This window comes from Arthrobacter sp. JDC6 (assembly GCF_056484025.1).
The window spans coordinates 3069206-3087263 of sequence record NZ_CM151278.1 but is presented as its reverse complement, the minus strand read 5'-3'; the positions used below and the strand labels follow the sequence as shown (position 1 = coordinate 3087263).

The following is an 18058-nucleotide window of genomic DNA, read 5'->3' as shown; positions in this document are numbered from 1 at the left end:
TGGCCCCTGTTCGTCCCGGCCTGGCTTCGTCCTTTGTAGTTCGGAGCCGCGGCCCGTCCGGACGGGCCGCGGCTCCGAACAACAGGGCTCCCAACAAAATGGCTCCCAACAAAATGGCTCCGAACTAAGGGGCTCCGAACGGGCAACTGTCCGGCCCTGCCAGCCTAGGCCTGTGGGCGCCGCGCTGCCATGTCGTTCCTGCGCTGTAGGCTGGGAGTACCCGGGATTCGCAGCGAATTTCGGGTTTTCGCGTTGCCTGCGACCCTCGATGAACACCACAGGAGCTTCTGCCATGAGTCTTCCCGGCCAGTCCGCCGCCGGCACATCCAGCACAGGCACATCCAGCACGGGCACGTCCAGGACAGGCACGGACCGGCCCGCCAAGACCAGTGCCGCCCCGTCGCTGGACGGGCTGCGCCGTGCCCTGGCGCCGGACCAGACGTTCGCCCGGGTCCGCGCCGAGGCTGCCCGGGGATTCGCCGTCCGCGGACAGGACTACCAGATCAGCGCTCCTCCGGGACTCCGGCCGGTGCTGCTCGCGGAGATGGCTGACGGGCTGGCGGCCAAGGCGGAACAGGCGGGCGGTATGGAGCCGGGCGTGGTGCTGGCCGTCACTGCCACCGGCCGGGAGGCGGAGGACCTCACTGCGGCCCTGCGCGCCTACCTGCCCGCGGATTCGGTGGCCGAGTTCCCCAGCTGGGAGACCCTCCCGCACGAGCGGCTGTCGCCGCGCTCGGACACCGTAGGCCGCCGCTTGTCCGTGCTGCGCCGCCTGGCCCATCCGGAAAATCCAGCCCATCCGGAAAGCTCGACGGCGGGCCGGCTCCGCGTCGTCGTCGCGCCGGTCCGCGCCGTGGTCCAGCCGGTGGTAGCGGGCCTGGGCGACCTGGTTCCCGTCACGCTGAAGGTGGGCCAGGAGGTGCCGTTCTCCGACGTCGTGAAGAGCCTTGCCGACGCCGCGTACGCCCGTGTGGACATGGTGACGCACCGCGGTGAGTTCGCCGTCCGCGGCGGCATCATCGACGTTTTCCCGCCCACCGAGGACCACCCCATCAGGGTGGAGTTCTTCGGGGACGAAGTGGACCAGATGCGCTGGTTTGCCGTGGCCGACCAGCGCTCGCTGTCCGCCCCGGGCGTCCACCACCCCGCCGAACTGCATGCCCCGCCGTGCCGGGAAATCCTCATCACCCCGTCCGTCATGTCCCGCGCCGCCACGCTGAAGTCCCAGCTTCCGGCCGCCGCGGACATGCTGGAGAAGATCGCCGGCGGAATCGCCGTGGAGGGCATGGAATCCCTGGCGCCGGTGCTGGTGGATGCGATGGTTCCGTTCGTTGACCAGCTGCCTGCCGACTCCATCGCCGTGCTGATCGAGCCGGAGAAGGTGCGCACCCGCGCCCACGACCTTGCCGCCACCAACGAGGAGTTCCTCGAAGCGGCATGGTCCACCGCGTCCGACGGCGGTGCGGCACCTTTGGACCTCAGCTCGCAGGCGAGTGCGGCGCTGCACTCTGCCAGCTTCCGGTCCCTGGCGGAAACGCGCACCTCCTCGCTGGAGCACGGCGTGTCCTGGTGGTCGATTACGTCACTGGCGCAGGACGCGGAGCTGCTGCCCGAGATCGACGTGCTGAACCTGCATGCCCGGGAGCCGCGGGGCTACCAGGGCGACGTGGCGGAAATGATGGAGTTCATCGGTTCGCACGTCCGCGACCAGTGGCGGATCGTGGTGGCCACGGAAGGGCCCGGGCCGGCCCAGCGCCTGGCCGAGTTGTTCCATGAGAACGACATTCCCTGTGCCCGGGTGGACAGCCTGGACCACGAACCCCAGCCGGGCATCATCGAGGTGACCACTGCCGCCGTCGGCCGTGGTTTTGTCCTGGACGGCCTCAAACTGGGCCTGCTCACCGAAGCCGACCTGCTGGGACGGACCTCCGCCGGGTCCACCAAGGACATGCGGAGGATGCCCTCCAAACGGCGCAACGCCGTCGATCCCCTGCAACTGGTGGCGGGGGACCACGTGGTCCATGAACAGCACGGCATTGGCCGGTTCGTGGAACTCATCCAGCGCAAGGTGGCCGGCGGCGGCGACGGCGTCCGGGAATACCTGGTGCTGGAGTACGCGCCGGCCAAGCGCGGCGCACCCGGCGACCGGCTGTTCGTCCCCACGGACCAGCTGGACCAGGTGACCCGCTACGTGGGCGGCGACACCCCCGTGCTGAGCAAGATGGGCGGCGCGGACTGGGCCAGTACCAAGTCCAAGGCCCGCAAAGCCGTCAAGGAGATCGCCGGCGAACTGATCCGGCTGTACTCTGCCCGCATGGCCTCCCGTGGCCACGCGTTTGGACCCGACACGCCCTGGCAGCGGGAACTGGAGGAGGCGTTCCCGTATGTGGAGACGCCGGACCAGCTGACCACCATCAACGAGGTTAAGGCGGACATGGAGCGGGAGATTCCCATGGACCGGCTGGTGTCCGGCGACGTGGGCTACGGCAAGACCGAGATCGCGGTGCGCGCTGCCTTCAAGGCGGTGCAGGACGGCAAACAGGTGGCGGTGCTGGTGCCCACCACCCTGCTGGCCCAGCAGCACTACGAGACCTTCACCGAACGCTTCTCCGGCTTCCCGCTGCGGGTGAAGCCGTTGTCCCGGTTCCAGAGCGCCAAGGAAGCGAAGGAGACGGCGGAGGGTGTGAAGAGCGGTGCCGTGGACGTGGTGATCGGCACGCACCGGCTGTTGGCCAAGGACTTTGAGTTCAAGGACCTGGGCCTGGTGATCGTGGACGAGGAACAGCGGTTCGGCGTGGAGCACAAGGAAGCGCTGAAGAAGATGCGCACCAACGTGGACGTCCTGGCCATGAGTGCCACCCCGATTCCCCGCACCCTGGAGATGTCCCTCACCGGCATCCGGGAAACCTCCACCCTGGCCACCCCGCCGGAGGAACGGCACCCCGTGCTGACCTACGTGGGCCCGTACACGGACAAGCAGACCTCGGCCGCCATCCGCCGCGAGCTGATGCGTGAAGGCCAGGTGTTCCTGGTCCACAACCGGGTGTCCACTATCGAGCGGACGGCCGCCAGGATCCGCGAGCTGGTGCCCGAGGCACGGGTCGAGGTGGCGCACGGCAAGATGTCGGAGAGCCGCCTGGAGCAGATCATCGTTGACTTCTGGGAGCGGCGCTTCGACGTGCTGGTGTGCACCACCATCATCGAGACCGGCCTGGACATCTCCAACGCCAACACGTTGATCGTGGACGGCGCGGACAAGTACGGCCTGTCCCAGCTGCACCAGCTCCGCGGCCGCGTGGGCCGTGGCCGTGAACGCGCCTACGCCTACTTCCTGTATCCGTCAGAGAAGCCGCTGGGCGAGGTGGCGCTGGAACGGCTCAAGGCCGTGGCCGCGCACAACGAACTGGGCGCCGGCATGCAGTTGGCCATGAAGGACCTGGAAATCCGCGGTGCCGGCAACCTGCTGGGCGGCGAACAGTCCGGCCACATCCAGGGAGTGGGCTTTGACCTGTACATCCGGCTGGTGGGCGAGGCCGTGGCGGACTACCGGGGCGAGGCCGAAGAAAAGGCCGCGGAGATGAAGATCGAGCTGCCCGTCAACGCCCACCTGCCGCACGACTATGTCCCCGGCGAACGGCTGCGCCTGGAGGCCTACCGGAAGCTCGCGGCGGCCATCACCAATGAGGCCATCGACGAGGTCCAGGCCGAGCTCGTTGACCGCTACGGTGAACTTCCGCTGCCCGCCCAGAACCTGGTGGCGGTGGCACGCTTCCGTGTTGGTGCGCGCGAAGCCGGCCTGTCCGACGTCGCTCTGCAGGGCAACTTCATCAAGTTCTCCCCGGCCTCGCTCCCGGAATCCAAGATCATGCGCCTGAACCGGATGTACCCCGGATCGCAGTCCAAACCCGCACTCGACGCCGTCCTCATCCCCAAGCCCAAGACGGCACGGATCGGCGGACGGGATCTGCAGGACGCCGAGATCCTGGAATGGGCCAACGGCGTGATCCGGAATATCTTCTCCGACGCCCCGCTCGCCGCCCCGGCAGTCAGCGGCTAGTACGTGATGGGAGGACACCACGCCGCGTCTGGAGCCGCGGCGTGGGTAGCTGTTGCGTCCACCGGCCCCTACACCCTGGGTTGGTACCCGCTGGATCCCACGGGCATCCTCATCGGCGGCATGGCCACCGCGGGCACGGCACTGGTGTGCGACTGGGACCACCGGGCAAGCACGGTGGCCCACTCGCTGCCGCCGCTGTCCAACGTGATTGCGCGCGGCATCGAGAACGCCAGCGGGGGCCACCGGCAGGGAACGCACTCCATCCTTGGTGCCGCGGTTTTTGTCTTCCTCGCCGGCCTGGCATCGCAGGTGCACCTGGACACCGGCTGGGGCCGCCTGTCCGTGGGGGCCGGGCTGCTGTGCATGTTCCTGATCAACATTGCGGCGAAGGCGCTGAAGCTCTTTCCCAAAAGCGGCTTTATCTCCAACTGGATCTTCGCGCTGGTCATGGCGGGCCTGGTCACCGTATACGCGCCGGGGCAGTGGACCTGGCTGCCCACCTCGATGCTGATCGGGGTGGTGGTGCACATCGTGGGCGACCTCATCACCACCGGAGGAGTGCCGCTGCTGTGGCCGCTGGTGGTCCGGCCGCCGAAAATACTGCGCCGGCTGCCCCTGCTGCGGAACGTCTGGCGGGCCAACGGCGCCCTGTCCCTTCCCCTGCTGGGGCGTGCCGGTTCCAAGCGGGAGTGGCTGGTGCTGATCCCGGTCAGCGCGTACGCCATGGTGGGCATGTCGATGGCCGGCTGGGCCATCGCCCAACAGCACTGGGGCCGTGCGGCGGCTGCCGCGGGCGCCTGGATCAGGCTCTGGTTCTAGCAGGCAACACCCTTCAGCGGGAAACAGCAACGGACCGGCGGAAAAGTCCGCCGGTCCGTTGTTTGCTGTATGGAGTGGGTGTTAGTGCTCGCCCGCAGAGTCGGACCGGCCCAGGATGGTCTGCGGGATCCAGAAGGCCAGCGCAAACAGGGCCAGGCAGGCGGCCATGGGCCACGGGTTGCCCAGGCTGAGGAAGGACAGCGAGTAGATGGCGCCCAGGAACAGCACGAAGCAGACCGCGAACAGGATGACGCTGGTGGCGAGGTTGTTCTCGTTCTGCGGGGTCCGGACGGAGTCCTGGTTCGACGCCGAGTCCCGGCTGGACGCGTTGATCTGGCTGGACATATGTTCCTCCTCGGCCCCGCGGGGCTTGGTCTGCGGCCGCTTCCGGGTCCGGTCAGTAAGCGGTTGAACCCTGTTCACCCTTGACGATGGCAATCCCGGAGCTGGCACCAATTCGTGTTGCACCTGCTGCAATCATAGCCTGCGCGTCGGCCAGGGACCGTACGCCGCCGGAGGCCTTGACCCCCAGGTCAGGGCCCACCGCGCGGCGCATCAGGGCCACGTCTTCAACGGTGGCGCCGCCACCGTTGAAGCCCGTGGAGGTTTTCACGAAGTCCGCCCCGGCCTCAACGGCCGCCCGGCATGCCAGCACCTTCTGCTCATCCGTGAGCAGGGCTGTTTCGATGATGACTTTCAGGATGGCGCCGCCGGCGTGCACCGTCTCGGCCACCGCGGCGATGTCCTCGGTCAAGGCGCCCTGGTCACCGGCCCTCGCGGCGGCAATGTTGATCACCATGTCCACCTCGTCCGCGCCGTCCAGCACGGCGCCGCGGGCCTCGAACGACTTCACGTCTGTAGGGGTGGCCCCCAGCGGAAAGCCCACCACGGAACAGGTGAGGACGCCGGAGCCCTTGAGCGCCTTGGTGACGGTCTTGACCCAGATGGGGTTGACGCAGACCGACTTGAACCGGTACTCGGCTGCCTCCGCGCAGACCTTCAGCACGTCAGCTTCCGAGGCTTCGGGCTTGAGCAGCGTGTGGTCGATGTAGGAGGCGATGTTCGCGGTCCCGGCCGGATCAGCGGTTCCTGCGTGAACGGTGGCTTCGTTGCTCATGATGGTCCTCTCGAAGGGCCTTGTGGGCCCGGCGTTGACTCGGTTTCGGGAACCATCTTGTCACAGCGCACGGCGCCGGTGGCGGCCGCTCAGGCGGCAGCCTGAAGGACCGGCGCTGCAGCCGCGGCAGTCAGCAACTGGGTGGCACAGGCACCTGCCGCCGACGCGGCGGCCACCAGCAGCCCCAGGCGCACGCCGTCGAACGCTGCTGCGTCGCCGATCGCCCAGATCCCCGGCACGGACGTCCGGAAGTCCCTGCTGATCTCGATGCCGCCGCCGGCGGCCGTCCGCAGGCCCGCGCTGGCGGCGAGGCCGTCCCGGGATACCCGCTCCTCGGCCAGGACCACCAGGTCGCCGGTCATGCTGCTGCCGTCTTCAAAGACCACGGCGGAGGCGGCGAGGGGGGAACCGGCCCCTCCGGAAACGACGGCGGGGATGATGGCCGCGGGCCGGGCGGTGGTGCGGATTGGCCGCACCCCCTTGGCCCGGAGTACCGCTTCGGCCTGCCCTGCCGCTGCCCCGGTGCCCACCAGGATCCCCACGGGGCGGCGGCCCAGCTCGCGGGTGACTTCCTGCACTCCGTCCGCAATGCGCGGGGCGTCATCGATGGTGGAGTAGCTCAGGCACTGCGCGGCGCCGTCCACCGGGTTGGCCACGGGAGCCGAACCGGTGGCGATGACCAGCTGGTCGTAGGCGAATTCCATGCCGTCGGCGGTTGCCACCGTGCGCTTGGCAGCATCGATGTGGCTGGCCGGCTGGCCAAAGCGGACGGAGACCTGGGGGAGCATGGCCAGCTCCAGCAGTTCCGCCGGGGTGTCATCGCGGTTGCTCAGCACGGTGATGGTGCCGGCGAACCGTGCCCGGTCCAGTTGGGCCACCAGGGCCTGGGCGGCGGGACCGGCGCCGGCGATGACGATGCGGGTTGCGGCGGAGGTGGACGTTGAGGGTGCCGGAGCGGACATGTGCTGGCCCTTTCGCTGGCGGCCGGGAACCGGCCGGAACTTCATGATGGAACCCAGCGTAGGGGCCTGCTTTTTCGGTTGTGTTACCCACCCATTGCTGTTTACCGGGCCCGTGTTCGCCAGTATTTACCGGCCGGTAACAGAACCCGTGACCCACCTCTCATTCACCGGCCGGCGGACACAATCCGCCATTCCCGGCGCACAAGTGGCCGGCACAGGCGTTCCTTAGACGCGGATCCGGTACCCGCGCTTGACTACCGTTTCAATGAGCTTTCCGTCCGGCAGTGACGAACGCAGCCTGCTGACCGTCATGTCCAGTGCGTGCACGGAACCCCGGAGTTCCAGCAGGTCGGAGAGGGATTCACGGGACAGGACAGCGCCGCCGGCACCCAGCAGGGCGCGCAGGAGCAGCAGGGGAGCGGGTGCCAGTTCCACCGCCTGGCCGTCGATCCGCAGGCTGCGGCCGCGAAGCTCGATGTTCCCGGAGCGGGTGTCCAGCCGCCGGACATGGTTCAGGGCCAGGTGCTCGCACACCAGCCGGATGAGGGCCCCCATGCGGAAACGTTCCGGGATGAGCGGCGTCACGCCCGCGTCCAGGAGTGGCTGTGCCGTCACGGGACCCACCACGGCGGTGGTGACGTTCAGTTTCAGGCTTTCCACCAGCTGCTTGTACAGGCCCATTTCGTGGGCGGTGCTCCACATCGCGTCCACGGCTGGGGCGCTGGTGAAGGTCAGGACGTCCAGGTTCCCGCTGCAGGCGGCCTCGATCAGGCGCGGCAGCCTGTCCTCGCCGTCGGGCTTGACCCACCGGTAGGGCGTGACGGTGAGGACCGTGGCGCCGGACATCCGCAGGCGTTCAATCTGGCGGACGTCGGTGTAGCCGTGCAGCTGCATGGCGACGGTCTTGCCCCGGACGCCTTCGGTGAGCAGCATGTCCACCAGCGTGGCGGTGGTTTCGTCGCTGCTGATGCCGACGTCGGCAAGGCCGGCCGCGCGCACGGCACCGCGGGCTTTGGGCCCCCGGACGAACATGCGGCAGTTTCCCAGCGTTTCCAGCAGTTCGTCGCCGATCCCGAAGGAGTCAGCGGCCTCGCACCACCGGCGCATGCCGTAGGCGGTGGTGGCGATGCACAGGTCCGGCTTGGCGGCGATGATGGCCCGCGTGTCCTCGATGAGGCGCATGTCCTCCTGGACGGGGGCGATCTTCAGCGCCGGCGCATGCAGCACTTCGGCACCCCGGCGCTCCAGGGCCTCGATCAGGTCGCGCGACCGCCGGTCCGAGGTGACGCCGATGCGGAACCCTTCCAAGGGCGACTCCGCGGCATCGGTGGCTTCTTCGGCCTGCGTCGTCGGTGCGGCCTGGGCTGGTTCAGCCGGTGCAAGTGCAGTCATGGGGGTCAATCCTTTCATGATCCCAGCAGCGAGGCCGCCAGCCTGTCCAGGTCTGCGGCGGCACCGGCGTGGTCACGGTTCGCTTCAGCCACCCGCACCACCTCGCCGATGACCAGCACTGCCGGGTTGCTGCAGCCGGCAGCGGCGGAGGTGATGGTGCCGAGGTCAGCGATGGTGGTGCGCTGGCCGGGCCGGTAGCCCCGCTCCACCACGGCCATGGGCATGTCCGGGCGCATCCCGGCGCGGCGCAGGCCTGCCGCCAGCTGGTGGAGGGTGCCGATGCCCATGAGCACCACAATGGTGCCGCCCAGACCGGCCAGGTGGTGGTGCTCCTTCTCTGTCAGCGGGGCGTGCCCGGAGACCACGGTGAACATGTGGCTGACTTCGCGGTGGGTCACCGGGATGCCTGCTGCGGCCGGGACCGAGATGGCGCTGGTGACGCCGGAGATGACGTGCACTTTGACGCCGGCTGCCACGCAGGCGGCAACTTCCTCGCCGCCGCGGCCAAAGACGTAGGGGTCCCCGCCCTTGAGGCGGACCACGTTGTTGCCGGCAAGGGCACTTTCCACCATCAGCTTTTCGATGTCAGACTGGCTGACCTTGTGGTGGCCAGGCTTCTTTCCGACGTCCACGAGTTCCGCGGAGGTCAGCCGCGGCAGTTCCTGGTACGGCGCCAGTCGGTCGTAGAACACGACGTCGGCATCGCGGAGTGCCTTGACCGCCGCCACGGTGAGCAGGTCGCTCGTGCCGGGGCCGCCGCCCACCAGGGTGACGTGTCCGGCGGGTCCCGCAGCAGGCTCGGCCGCGACCGGGATGCCGGTCTTCCGGCAGCGGTCCAGGAAGGCGTCCCAGCCGGGCTGTCCGTCCTCGACGGCGGCGACCAGGAACAGCCGCTCCGGCAGGTGGACGAGCCGCGCCTCTTCGGGGCTGCCAAGGCGGTGCACGACGGCGCCCGCGGCTTGGTACCGCCGCACCGCCTGCCGCGCGGCGTCGGGGGCGCCGGCCACCAGGACGTTCCGGCCGGTGAGGTCGATACTGAGCTGCATGGCTATGCCTCGTTTCCAGGGGTTTCCGTGGTGGCGGAGCGGACCGGGATGGAAGCCCCGATCAGGACCTTGCCTTTTTCCTCCGGAGTGGCGGGGCGCATCTGGCCGCGCTCGTCCGGGACGAAGGTGATGGAGTCGTCCTTCTGGTCGGGGGCATTGACGAAGGAGCGGAACCGGCGCAGGCGTTCGGGGTCCTTGAGGGTGTCTGCCCATTCATCCACGTACGTGTCCACGTGCTTGGCCATGGCGGCCTCAAGGTCCTCGGCGATGCCCAGGGTGTCCTTCACCACCACGTCCTCAACGTGCTTGATGCCGCCGTCGAGCTCCTCCTGCCAGCGGGCCGTGCGCTGCAGGCGGTCCGCGGTGCGGATGTAGTACATGAAGTAGCGGTCGATGTACTTGATCAGGGTTTCGTCGTCCAGGTCCTTGGCCAGGAGCTGGGCGTGGGCCGGGGTGGCTCCGCCGTTGCCGCCCACGTACAGGTTCCAGCCGTCGGCCGTGGCGATCACGCCCACGTCCTTGCCGCGCGCCTCTGCGCATTCGCGGGCACAGCCGGAAACACCCATCTTGAGCTTGTGCGGGCTGCGCAGGCCGCGGTAGCGCAGTTCCAGCTTGATGGCCATGGCCACCGAATCCTGGACGCCGAAGCGGCACCAGGTGGAACCGACGCAGGACTTCACGGTCCGCAGGCTCTTGCCGTAGGCCTGGCCGGACTCGAAGCCGGCGTCCACCAGTTCCTTCCAGATCTCCGGCAGCTGCTCCAGCCGGGCGCCGAACATGTCGATGCGCTGGCCGCCGGTGATCTTGGTGTACAGGCCGTACTTCTCGGCCACGGCCGCAATGACGCCCAGCTTCTTGGGGGTGATCTCACCGCCGGCGATGCGGGGGACCACCGAGTAGGTGCCGTCCTTCTGCATGTTGGCCAGGGCGCGGTCGTTGGTGTCCTGCAGGGTGCCGCGGCCGGCGTCCAGGACGTAGGCGCTGTTCTGGCTGGCCAGGATGTTGGCGATCGTCGGCTTGCAGATGTCGCAGCCGGCGCCGGTGCCGTACTTGGCCATGATCTCTTCGAAGGAGGTCAGCCCCAGGACGCGGATGGCGTCGAACAGTTCCTGGCGGGACAGTTCGATATGCTCGCAGAGGGCCTTGGAGACCTCCACACCGGACTTGGTCAGCTCGGTTTCCAGCAGCTTCTTCAGCATGGGGACGCAGGAGCCGCACTGGGTGCCGGCCCGGGTGCAGCCCTTCAACTCGCCCAGTTCCTGGACCGGGGCGTTGCCCTCGCAGGCGCCGCAGGCGTTGATGGTGTCACGGATGGTTCCGGCCGTGACGTTGTTGCAGGAGCACAGCGTGGCGTCATCCGGCAGTTCGGTCTCCGGCGCCTCGCCACCGCCGGCCGCGCTCAGGAAGGCGCCCGGTTCGGCCGGGAGCTCGCGGCCCAGGAGCGGGCGCAGGCTCATGTAAGGGGAGGCATCGCCGACGAAGATGCCGCCCAGGAGGGTCTTGGCGTCATCCGTGGTCACGATCTTCTGGTAGACGCCGCGGGCCGGGTCGGCATAGACGATTTCCAGGGCGTGCTCGGTCTTGGCGAACGCGTCACCGAAGCTGGCCACGTCCACACCGGACAGCTTGAGCTTGGTGGCGGTGTCGAAGCCCGGGAAGGTGGCATCCCCACCGTGCAGCCGGTCGGCCACGATCTCCGCCATGGTGTTGGCCGGCGCCACCAGGCCCAGGCACATGCCGCCGTAGTTGGCCACTTCACCGATGGCCCAGATGCCGGGCACTTCGGTTTCGCAGTAGTCGTTGATGACCACGCCGCCGCGGGGACCCAGGCTGAATACCTGTTCCTCGCCCTCGGCGGCGCGGAAGAGTTCATCGCGGGGACGGACGCCGATGGCGACGATCACGATGTCGGCGTCGATGACGCGGCCGTCGGCCATCAGCACCCCGGTGACCTGGCCGTCGTCGTCGGAAAGTACCTCCGAGGGAAAGACCCCGCCGTGGACTTCGAAACCCTTGGATTTGATGAGCCTGCCCATGGCCTGGCCCGCGCCCTCGTCGAGCTGGGTGGCCATCAGCCACTGGGAACCGTCGATGACGATCGGGTTGGCGCCGAGCTGCTCGGTGCCGGCAGCTGACTCGAGGCCCAGGAGCCCGCCGCCGATAGTGACGGCGTTGACCTTGCGGCCGAGCTTCTCCGTGAGCTCCGCGATGGCCTTGTTGATGGCCCAGACGTCTTCAAGCGTGCGGTAGACGTGCGTGTGCTCCGCGCCGGGGATGGGCAGGCGGGCCGCATTCGAGCCGGTGGCGACCACGAGTTCGTCGTAGGGGTAGCTGTTGCCGGCGGCGGTTTCCACCGTCTTCGCTTCGGCGTTGATCTTTACGACGCGCTCGCCGGTCTTCAGGTCCAGGCCGGCGTGGTCCCACATGGACGCCGTGCCGAGCGTCAGGTCGACGTCGTTGTCGGTGAGGGCTTTGGACAGCGCCACCCGGTCATAGGGGAGGTGGACTTCCTCGGTGAGGACCGTGACATGCCAGCCATCGAGGCCGCGGGCATGCATTGCGTCCGCAAAACGGTGGGCCGCGGGGCCGCCGCCGGCGACGACGATGCGGCGCGGAGTCTCTGTGCTTGAAGTCTGTTCGGTCACTGATGGGCCTTTCGCATGGGCCGCAGGCAGTTTTCCTGCAGCCTTCTCTGACGAGCTGTCCATCCAGACTAGGGAGACGCAGTTTCGCTTCAGTTTCCCATTTGTTTCGCCAACTTAACTTCTGCATCACGAGCGCATTTCCGGGCGGGTTAGGTCTCTTTTACGCGCCGGACACATTCACCGCACCCCGTTGAAACACCCGGACCCTAGCGTTGGAAACGGCCGCAAAAGCAGCCGTGCAAGGACAACAGGCACAGGGAAAGGAGCCGGACATGACGGCAACACTGGAACTTGGGGCGCTCGCCGCCGAATCTGACATCGCTGGATTCCACACCGGCTGGCACCGTGTCTGCGCGGTGGAGGACCTCGAACCAGCCTGGGGCGAGGCCGCACTGGTGGCAGGCCGGCAGGTGGCGCTGTTCCGCACCGGCCCCAGTGAAGTCTTCGCCGTGGCACACGAGGACCCGGCCACCGGAGCCCACGTCATGGCGCGCGGCATCCTGGGCTCAAAGGGGACGCGGCCCACCATCGCCTCCCCCCTGCACAAGGAGGTCTACGACCTTGAGACCGGCGAATGCTTCACCACACCGGGCCTGCGCCTGGCAGCATTCAGCACCCGGGTCACCGACGGCATCGTCGAGGTGCAGCTGTAACACCCGCACCCCTTAAGGGGCGCCGGGCCTTGAGTGGCCCAGGCGCCCTTTGGTGTTTAACCGGCAGTTCCTAAAGGCCCAGCGCTTCGCTGACGTCGTGCAGGACCTCGTCCAGCGAGGCACGCGCGGCCTGGCGCGCTGCCGGCAGTTCCGCGGCGGACCCCACCTGGTGGATCACCTCGAGGTAGCACTTGAGCTTGGGCTCGGTGCCGCTGGGCCGGATGATGACACGGGTCAGGTTTCGGGTGATGTAGAGCAGCCCTTCGGTGGGCGGCAGGTGCGCGCTGCCTTCAGCCAGGTCCGTGAAGACCTCCACAGCGGACTGTCCGAACGATTCCGGCGGCGAAACCCGCAGGCGGTTCATCATGGCGTCCAGGAGTCCCAGGTCCGCAACCCTGATGCTTAGCTGGTCGCTGGCGTGCAGGCCGTGCTGGAGGTACAGCTCATCCAGGGTGTCGAAGACCGTCTTGCCTGCGGCCTTGGCCGCTGCCGCGAGTTCGGCGATCAGGACGGCGGCGGAAATGCCGTCCTTGTCCTTCACCAGCTCCGGGGCAACGCAGTACCCCAGCGCCTCCTCGTAGCCGTAGACAAGCCCGGGAACCCGGGAGATCCACTTGAACCCGGTCAGTGTTTCCTCATGGGCGAAGCCGGCCGCGGCGGCGATGCGGGCCAGCAGCCGTGAGGAAACGATCGAATTGGCGAAGACGCCCCGGCCGTCAGCGTCCGCGCCGGCGGTGCCGTCCGCGAGCCGGGCCACCATGTGGGCGCCCAGCAGGGAACCCACTTCGTCGCCCCGGAGCATCCGCCAGGCGCCCGTATCGGGATCCTTTGCCGCCACGGCTGCCCTGTCGGCGTCGGGATCATTGGCGATCACGAGGTCGGCGTCCAGCTGCGCGGCCGCCTCGAGGGCCAGGTCCAGGGCGCCGGGTTCCTCCGGGTTGGGGAAACTTACGGTGGGAAAATCCGGGTCCGGTTCGGCCTGTTCAGCCACCACGGTGACATCTTTGAAACCTGCCGCTTCCAGGACGTCCAGCGCAGTCCCGCCGCCGACGCCGTGCAGCGGGGTGAGGACTATCCGCAGGTCCCGGGCAGGGAAGCGGTCCGCCATGGCCAGTGCCGCCGTCGCCCGCTCATACCCGGCTGCCAGCGAACCGTCCAGGACGGTCCAGCCGCCCTCTGCCAGCGTGATGGATTCCAGCGGCCCCACGGCGCTGATCCGGCCAGCGATTTCCGCGTCGTAGGGCGCCACGATCTGGGCGCCGTCGCCGTCTGCCGGCACGGCATGCCGTCCCAGGTACACCTTGTACCCGTTGTCCTGGGGCGGGTTGTGGCTGGCGGTGACCATGACGCCGCCGTCGCAGTCCAGGGCGCGGACGGCGTACGCCAGCAGGGGAGTGGGGAGGGGCGCCGGGAGCAGGAAGGCTTCGATGCCGGCCGCGGTGAAGATTGCCGCGGTTTCGGCCGCGAAGACATCCGAGTTATGCCGGGCGTCATACCCGACGACGGCGCGCGGGCGGGTGCCCGGGGCGGCCTTGGCTGCGGCGTCCCCCAGGAAGGCCGCGAGTCCCGCTGCGGCGCGGCGCACCACCACCCGGTTCATCCGGTTCGGCCCCGGGCCAAGGGCGGCGCGCAGCCCTGCCGTGCCGAACTGGAGCGTGCCGCGGAAGCTGTCTTCCAGTTCCTGCCGGGCCGCGGGATCGCCGTCCTCAACAAGGCGGACAAGCTCAAGGAGCAGCGCCTTCGTTGCGGGATCCGGGTCTTGGGCAGCCCATTCGCGGGCTTCGGTGAGCAGGCGAAGTTCGGCATCGGAAGACGTCATGGGCCTAACGCTATCGTCATTGCCCGTGCCCGTGACGCACCCGGGGCGCCTGATCCGTTAGAGCCGGGCGATGATATCGGCCAGCAGCCTGGAGATGCGCGGGCCGGCTGCCCGGCCGGATTCGATGACTTCCTGGTGGCTGAGCGGCTGGGGGCTGATCCCGGCCGCGAGGTTGGTGACCAGCGAAATTCCGAACACTTCCATCCCGGAGTGCCGCCCGGCGATGGCTTCCAGCGCCGTGGACATGCCGATCAGGTCGGCACCGATCCGCTTGGCGTACTGCACCTCGGCCGGTGTTTCGTAGTGCGGGCCGGGGAACTGTGCATACACGCCCTCGTCCAGGGTGGGGTCCACCTCGCGGGCCAGCCCGCGGATGCGCGGCGAGTACAGGTCGGTAAGGTCCACGAAGGTGGCGCCTTCCAGCGGTGAGGACGCGGTGAGGTTGATGTGGTCCTTGATCAGCACCGGGGTGCCGGGGGCCCAGTCCTCGTTGAGTCCGCCGCAGCCGTTGGTGAGGACCAGGGTGCTGCACCCGGCGGCCGCCGCGGTCCGGATTCCGTGGACCACTGCCCTGACGCCCTTGCCCTCGTAGTAGTGCGTGCGGGCGCCCAGGACCAGGGCGCGCTTTCCCGAGGGCGTCAGTATGGAGCGGATGGTGCCCACGTGGCCTTCCACGGCGGGGGCATGGAAGCCGGGGACTTCTTCGGCCGACAGGGTGGCGGTGGTTTCGCCGATGAGGTCGGCGGCCTCGCCCCACCCGGAGCCGAGGACCAGGGCAGTGTCGTGCCGGTCCACGCCTGTCTCTTCGGCGATGTAGTCCGCTGCGGCGCGTGCGGCGGCAAACGGGTCCGTGTTCAGGAAGTCTGTTGTACTCACCAGTACAAGTTATCGTGCCGCCCGTGTTGCCCCCGTCACGGCCGGCCCGGAGAGTGCCCTGTTTTCTTGGTGGTCAGCGGCAAATGGGCGAGAATGGATGACTGTGACTACGCATCCAGATTTCAGCTCCCCCCGGATCGCAATCCTGGGAGGTGGTCCCGGCGGATACGAAGCCGCCATGGTGGCCGCCTCGCTCGGGGCGACGGTCACCATCATCGAACGCGCGGGCCTGGGTGGATCCGCCGTGCTGACCGATGTGGTTCCCTCCAAGACCCTCATTGCCACGGCCGACCTGATGACCCGCGTGGCAGAGGCCGGCGAGCTGGGAGTGAAGTTCGACGTCGACGGCGGCGACTTCGTGCCGGTGATGCGAGCAGACCTCAAGCACATCAACGACCGCCTCCTCAACCTTGCCCGCAACCAGTCCCAGGACATCCGGGACGGCCTGGAAAAGCTGGGCGTGCGGATTATTGCGGGTTCCGGCCGGCTGCTCGACACCCACACCATCGAGGTCATGACGGTGGACGGCACCGAGACTGTAGAGGCGGACACCATCCTGCTGGCCGTGGGCGCACACCCGCGCGAGCTGGAGACCGCCCGCCCCGACGGTGAGCGGATCCTGAACTGGACGCAGATCTACAACCTGGACGAGCTGCCCGAGGAGCTCATCGTGGTGGGGTCCGGTGTTACCGGCGCGGAGTTTGCCTCCGCCTACAACGGCCTTGGTTCCAAGGTCACCCTGGTGTCCAGCCGCGACCGCGTGCTGCCCGGCTCCGACGTTGACGCCGCCGTGGTCCTGGAGGAAGTCTTCGAACGCCGCGGGGTCCGGGTTTTGTCCCGTTCCCGTGCCCAGACTGTGGAACGCACCGACAAGGGCGTGGTGGTGACCCTTTCCGACGGCTCCACGGTGACCGGCAGCCACTGCCTGCTCTGCCTGGGGTCCATCCCCAATACGGCAGGCCTGGGCCTCGAGGAGGCCGGCGTCGCCGTCAGCGAGAGCGGCCACATCAAGGTGGACGGCGTCTCCCGCACGACGGCCCCGAACATCTACGCCGCCGGTGACTGCACGGGCGTCCTGCCGCTGGCCTCCGTGGCCGCCATGCAGGGCCGCATCGCGGTGGCGCACTTCATGGGCGACGGCGTGACCCCGCTCAAGCTCCACCAGGTGGCATCCAACATCTTCACCTCGCCCGAAATCGCCAACGTTGGCGTATCCGAAGCCGAGATCGAGTCCGGCAAGTACCAGGCCGACGTCGTCAAGCTCTCCCTGCGCAGCAACGCCCGCGCCAAGATGCGCAACGCCAAGGACGGGTTCGTCAAGATCTTTGCGCGGAAGGGTTCCGGCACGGTGATCGGTGGCGTGGTGGTGGGGCCGAACGCCTCGGAGCTGATCTTCCCGATCTCCATCGCGGTCAAGCAGAAGCTGCACGTTGACGACGTCGCCAGCACCTTCACGGTGTACCCGTCGCTGACCGGATCCATCTCCGAAGCCGCCCGCCGCCTGCACGTCCACATGTAAGGGCCGAAGGGCCCGCATTCGCTGGGCAACCCGTTGTTACACTCTGCTCATGATTGGGCTTCCCTTCGCGGGAAACGGGCTGGTGCATGCCGGGTTCGTCGGGCTGGGAATTCTCGCAGCCCTGCTCTTCTACGCATATGAGAAGTGCCGCCGCGGGCTGACGGATCCGCGGTTGTGGCCGATAGCCGGTTTTGCCGTTGCCTTCGGGGCCATCGGTTCCAGGTTGCTTACCTGGGATATCTCACGCCAGGTTTCACTTTCTGACTGGTGGGGCAACGGCGACCGCAGCATCCTGGCCGGGCTTGTGGGGGCCTGGGGCGGCGTGCTCCTGGCCAAACGGTTGACCGGTTACCGGCAGCCGACGGGGGATCTGCTGGCCCCTGCTGTAGCCCTGGCCCTCATCATCGGGCGCATCGGCTGCCTTCTGACAGAGCTCCCCGGCACGCCAACCGGGGGAGCGTGGGGAATCCTTCTCACCCCGGCCCAGGCCGCGCTGATCGGGGCGCCGGCCGGGGTGGGGCTTCATCCGTCTTTCGTCTACGAGATCTTCTTTCACGCGGCCGCTTTCGCCGTGATGTGGCGTTTCCGGGACCGCCTGCCCCACCCCGGCGACCTCTTTATCTGTTTCGTCAGCGCCTACGCCGTGTTCAGGTTCCTGGTCGAGTTTGTCCGGGGCAACGAGGTGCTGTGGCTGGGGATGAGCCGGCCCCAATGGTTCCTGCTGGCGGTTTTGCCCCTCCTGGTGTGGCGGGTCCGGCGTGTTTTCGGCTCGCCGCTCCGCCGCGAGATGGAAGGAACCGCAGCATGAGTGACGCTCCGGACATACCGCCGCAGCCCCCGGACCAGGGCAACCTGCCGCCGCAATCACCTGCCGGCGGTTCCCTGGCGGCCGGCATCGTCTTTGGGGCGCTGGCCCTTTACGCCGTCTATGTACTGGGGACGATGGCTCGGGGACCGTATGCCTGGTCAGCCACCTTCCTGGCCGTGCCAGCCCCGTTTATCCCCATTGCCGTTTATTTGGCGGTATCCATCGCTCTGGCCATCAGGCGCTCGACGGCCCGGTTGGGTGCAGGGCTGCTTATCGGTTTGGGAGTCTTCACCCTGCTGGGTGGCGGCCTTTGCGTCGCGTTCCTTGCCCAGGTCCGGGCCTGAC

At 68.1% G+C, this 18058-nt stretch carries 14 protein-coding genes; 6 read left to right on the top strand and 8 right to left on the bottom strand.

The genetic code is table 11. The features are described 5' to 3' along the window. The first annotated feature begins 292 nt into the window (after nucleotides 1–292). A complete protein-coding gene (gene mfd, locus ACV095_RS14295) occupies nucleotides 293–4057 on the top strand; it encodes a transcription-repair coupling factor (RefSeq protein WP_478222122.1) in 3765 nt (1254 codons plus the stop codon). Nucleotides 4058–4063: 6 nt separating this feature from the next. After that, nucleotides 4064–4876: a metal-dependent hydrolase gene (locus ACV095_RS14290; RefSeq protein WP_018770120.1), complete on the top strand. Its 813-nt coding sequence runs from the start codon at nucleotides 4064–4066 to the stop codon at nucleotides 4874–4876. Nucleotides 4877–4957: 81 nt separating this feature from the next. On the opposite strand, the gene ACV095_RS14285 is transcribed toward ACV095_RS14290, so the two are convergent. The 6 genes from ACV095_RS14285 to nirB form a co-directional block, all read right to left on the bottom strand. Continuing rightward, on the bottom strand, nucleotides 4958–5221 hold the full coding sequence (locus ACV095_RS14285; RefSeq protein WP_018770119.1) for a hypothetical protein: 264 nt from the start codon (nucleotides 5219–5221) through the stop codon (nucleotides 4958–4960). Between the two features lie 52 nt (nucleotides 5222–5273). Beyond that, nucleotides 5274–5993, bottom strand: a complete 720-nt coding sequence (gene deoC / locus ACV095_RS14280; RefSeq protein WP_018770118.1) for a deoxyribose-phosphate aldolase — start codon at nucleotides 5991–5993, stop codon at nucleotides 5274–5276. A gap of 89 nt (nucleotides 5994–6082) precedes the next feature. Continuing rightward, on the bottom strand, nucleotides 6083–6955 hold the full coding sequence (locus ACV095_RS14275) for an FAD-dependent oxidoreductase (RefSeq protein WP_026265906.1): 873 nt from the start codon (nucleotides 6953–6955) through the stop codon (nucleotides 6083–6085). Between the two features lie 225 nt (nucleotides 6956–7180). Further along, nucleotides 7181–8347: a uroporphyrinogen-III synthase gene (locus ACV095_RS14270; RefSeq protein ID WP_018770116.1), complete on the bottom strand. Its 1167-nt coding sequence runs from the start codon at nucleotides 8345–8347 to the stop codon at nucleotides 7181–7183. A 14-nt stretch (nucleotides 8348–8361) separates the two neighbouring features. Beyond that, nucleotides 8362–9393 (bottom strand): uroporphyrinogen-III C-methyltransferase, encoded by a 1032-nt coding sequence (cobA, locus tag ACV095_RS14265; protein ID WP_018770115.1) that lies wholly within the window; start codon nucleotides 9391–9393, stop codon nucleotides 8362–8364. A 2-nt stretch (nucleotides 9394–9395) separates the two neighbouring features. Beyond that, entirely contained in the window at nucleotides 9396–12038 is a 2643-nt protein-coding gene (nirB, locus tag ACV095_RS14260; RefSeq protein WP_018770114.1) for a nitrite reductase large subunit NirB, read from the bottom strand. A gap of 272 nt (nucleotides 12039–12310) precedes the next feature. On the opposite strand from nirB, the gene nirD reads away from it, so the two are divergent. Next, a complete protein-coding gene (nirD, locus tag ACV095_RS14255) occupies nucleotides 12311–12691 on the top strand; it encodes a nitrite reductase small subunit NirD (RefSeq protein WP_018770113.1) in 381 nt (126 codons plus the stop codon). Between the two features lie 70 nt (nucleotides 12692–12761). On the opposite strand, the gene ACV095_RS14250 is transcribed toward nirD, so the two are convergent. Together ACV095_RS14250 and ACV095_RS14245 are read right to left on the bottom strand one after the other, a co-directional pair. Beyond that, the gene (locus ACV095_RS14250) at nucleotides 12762–14510 is read right to left on the bottom strand and encodes a phospho-sugar mutase (RefSeq protein WP_134164530.1); all 1749 of its coding nucleotides are present in this window, start codon (nucleotides 14508–14510) and stop codon (nucleotides 12762–12764) included. Nucleotides 14511–14567: 57 nt separating this feature from the next. Next, on the bottom strand, nucleotides 14568–15386 hold the full coding sequence (locus tag ACV095_RS14245; RefSeq protein WP_056393537.1) for a purine-nucleoside phosphorylase: 819 nt from the start codon (nucleotides 15384–15386) through the stop codon (nucleotides 14568–14570). A 103-nt stretch (nucleotides 15387–15489) separates the two neighbouring features. On the opposite strand from ACV095_RS14245, the gene ACV095_RS14240 reads away from it, so the two are divergent. From ACV095_RS14240 to ACV095_RS14230, 3 genes are read left to right on the top strand one after another with little or no spacing between them, the layout of a single operon-like run. After that, nucleotides 15490–16905: an NAD(P)H-quinone dehydrogenase gene (locus tag ACV095_RS14240; protein ID WP_134164529.1), complete on the top strand. Its 1416-nt coding sequence runs from the start codon at nucleotides 15490–15492 to the stop codon at nucleotides 16903–16905. 49 nt (nucleotides 16906–16954) lie between these two features. Beyond that, a complete protein-coding gene (locus ACV095_RS14235) occupies nucleotides 16955–17713 on the top strand; it encodes a prolipoprotein diacylglyceryl transferase (protein ID WP_478222121.1) in 759 nt (252 codons plus the stop codon). Next, entirely contained in the window at nucleotides 17710–18057 is a 348-nt protein-coding gene (locus ACV095_RS14230; protein ID WP_478222120.1) for a hypothetical protein, read from the top strand. Before ACV095_RS14235 ends, ACV095_RS14230 begins: the two co-directional genes overlap by 4 nt. Nucleotide 18058: the final 1 nt, after the last annotated feature.

Excerpts from the sequence above, each read along its gene's own strand:
- mfd (WP_478222122.1), top strand. The coding sequence starts at position 293 with ATGAGTCTTCCCGGCCAGTCCGCCGCCGGCACATCCAGCACAGGCACA.
- ACV095_RS14290 (WP_018770120.1), top strand. The coding sequence starts at position 4,064 with ATGGGAGGACACCACGCCGCGTCTGGAGCCGCGGCGTGGGTAGCTGTT.
- ACV095_RS14285 (WP_018770119.1), bottom strand. The coding sequence starts at position 5,221 with ATGTCCAGCCAGATCAACGCGTCCAGCCGGGACTCGGCGTCGAACCAG.
- deoC (WP_018770118.1), bottom strand. The coding sequence starts at position 5,993 with ATGAGCAACGAAGCCACCGTTCACGCAGGAACCGCTGATCCGGCCGGG.
- ACV095_RS14275 (WP_026265906.1), bottom strand. The coding sequence starts at position 6,955 with ATGTCCGCTCCGGCACCCTCAACGTCCACCTCCGCCGCAACCCGCATC.
- ACV095_RS14270 (WP_018770116.1), bottom strand. The coding sequence starts at position 8,347 with ATGACTGCACTTGCACCGGCTGAACCAGCCCAGGCCGCACCGACGACG.
- cobA (WP_018770115.1), bottom strand. The coding sequence starts at position 9,393 with ATGCAGCTCAGTATCGACCTCACCGGCCGGAACGTCCTGGTGGCCGGC.
- nirD (WP_018770113.1), top strand. The coding sequence starts at position 12,311 with ATGACGGCAACACTGGAACTTGGGGCGCTCGCCGCCGAATCTGACATC.
- ACV095_RS14250 (WP_134164530.1), bottom strand. The coding sequence starts at position 14,510 with ATGACGTCTTCCGATGCCGAACTTCGCCTGCTCACCGAAGCCCGCGAA.
- ACV095_RS14235 (WP_478222121.1), top strand. The coding sequence starts at position 16,955 with ATGATTGGGCTTCCCTTCGCGGGAAACGGGCTGGTGCATGCCGGGTTC.
- ACV095_RS14230 (WP_478222120.1), top strand. The coding sequence starts at position 17,710 with ATGAGTGACGCTCCGGACATACCGCCGCAGCCCCCGGACCAGGGCAAC.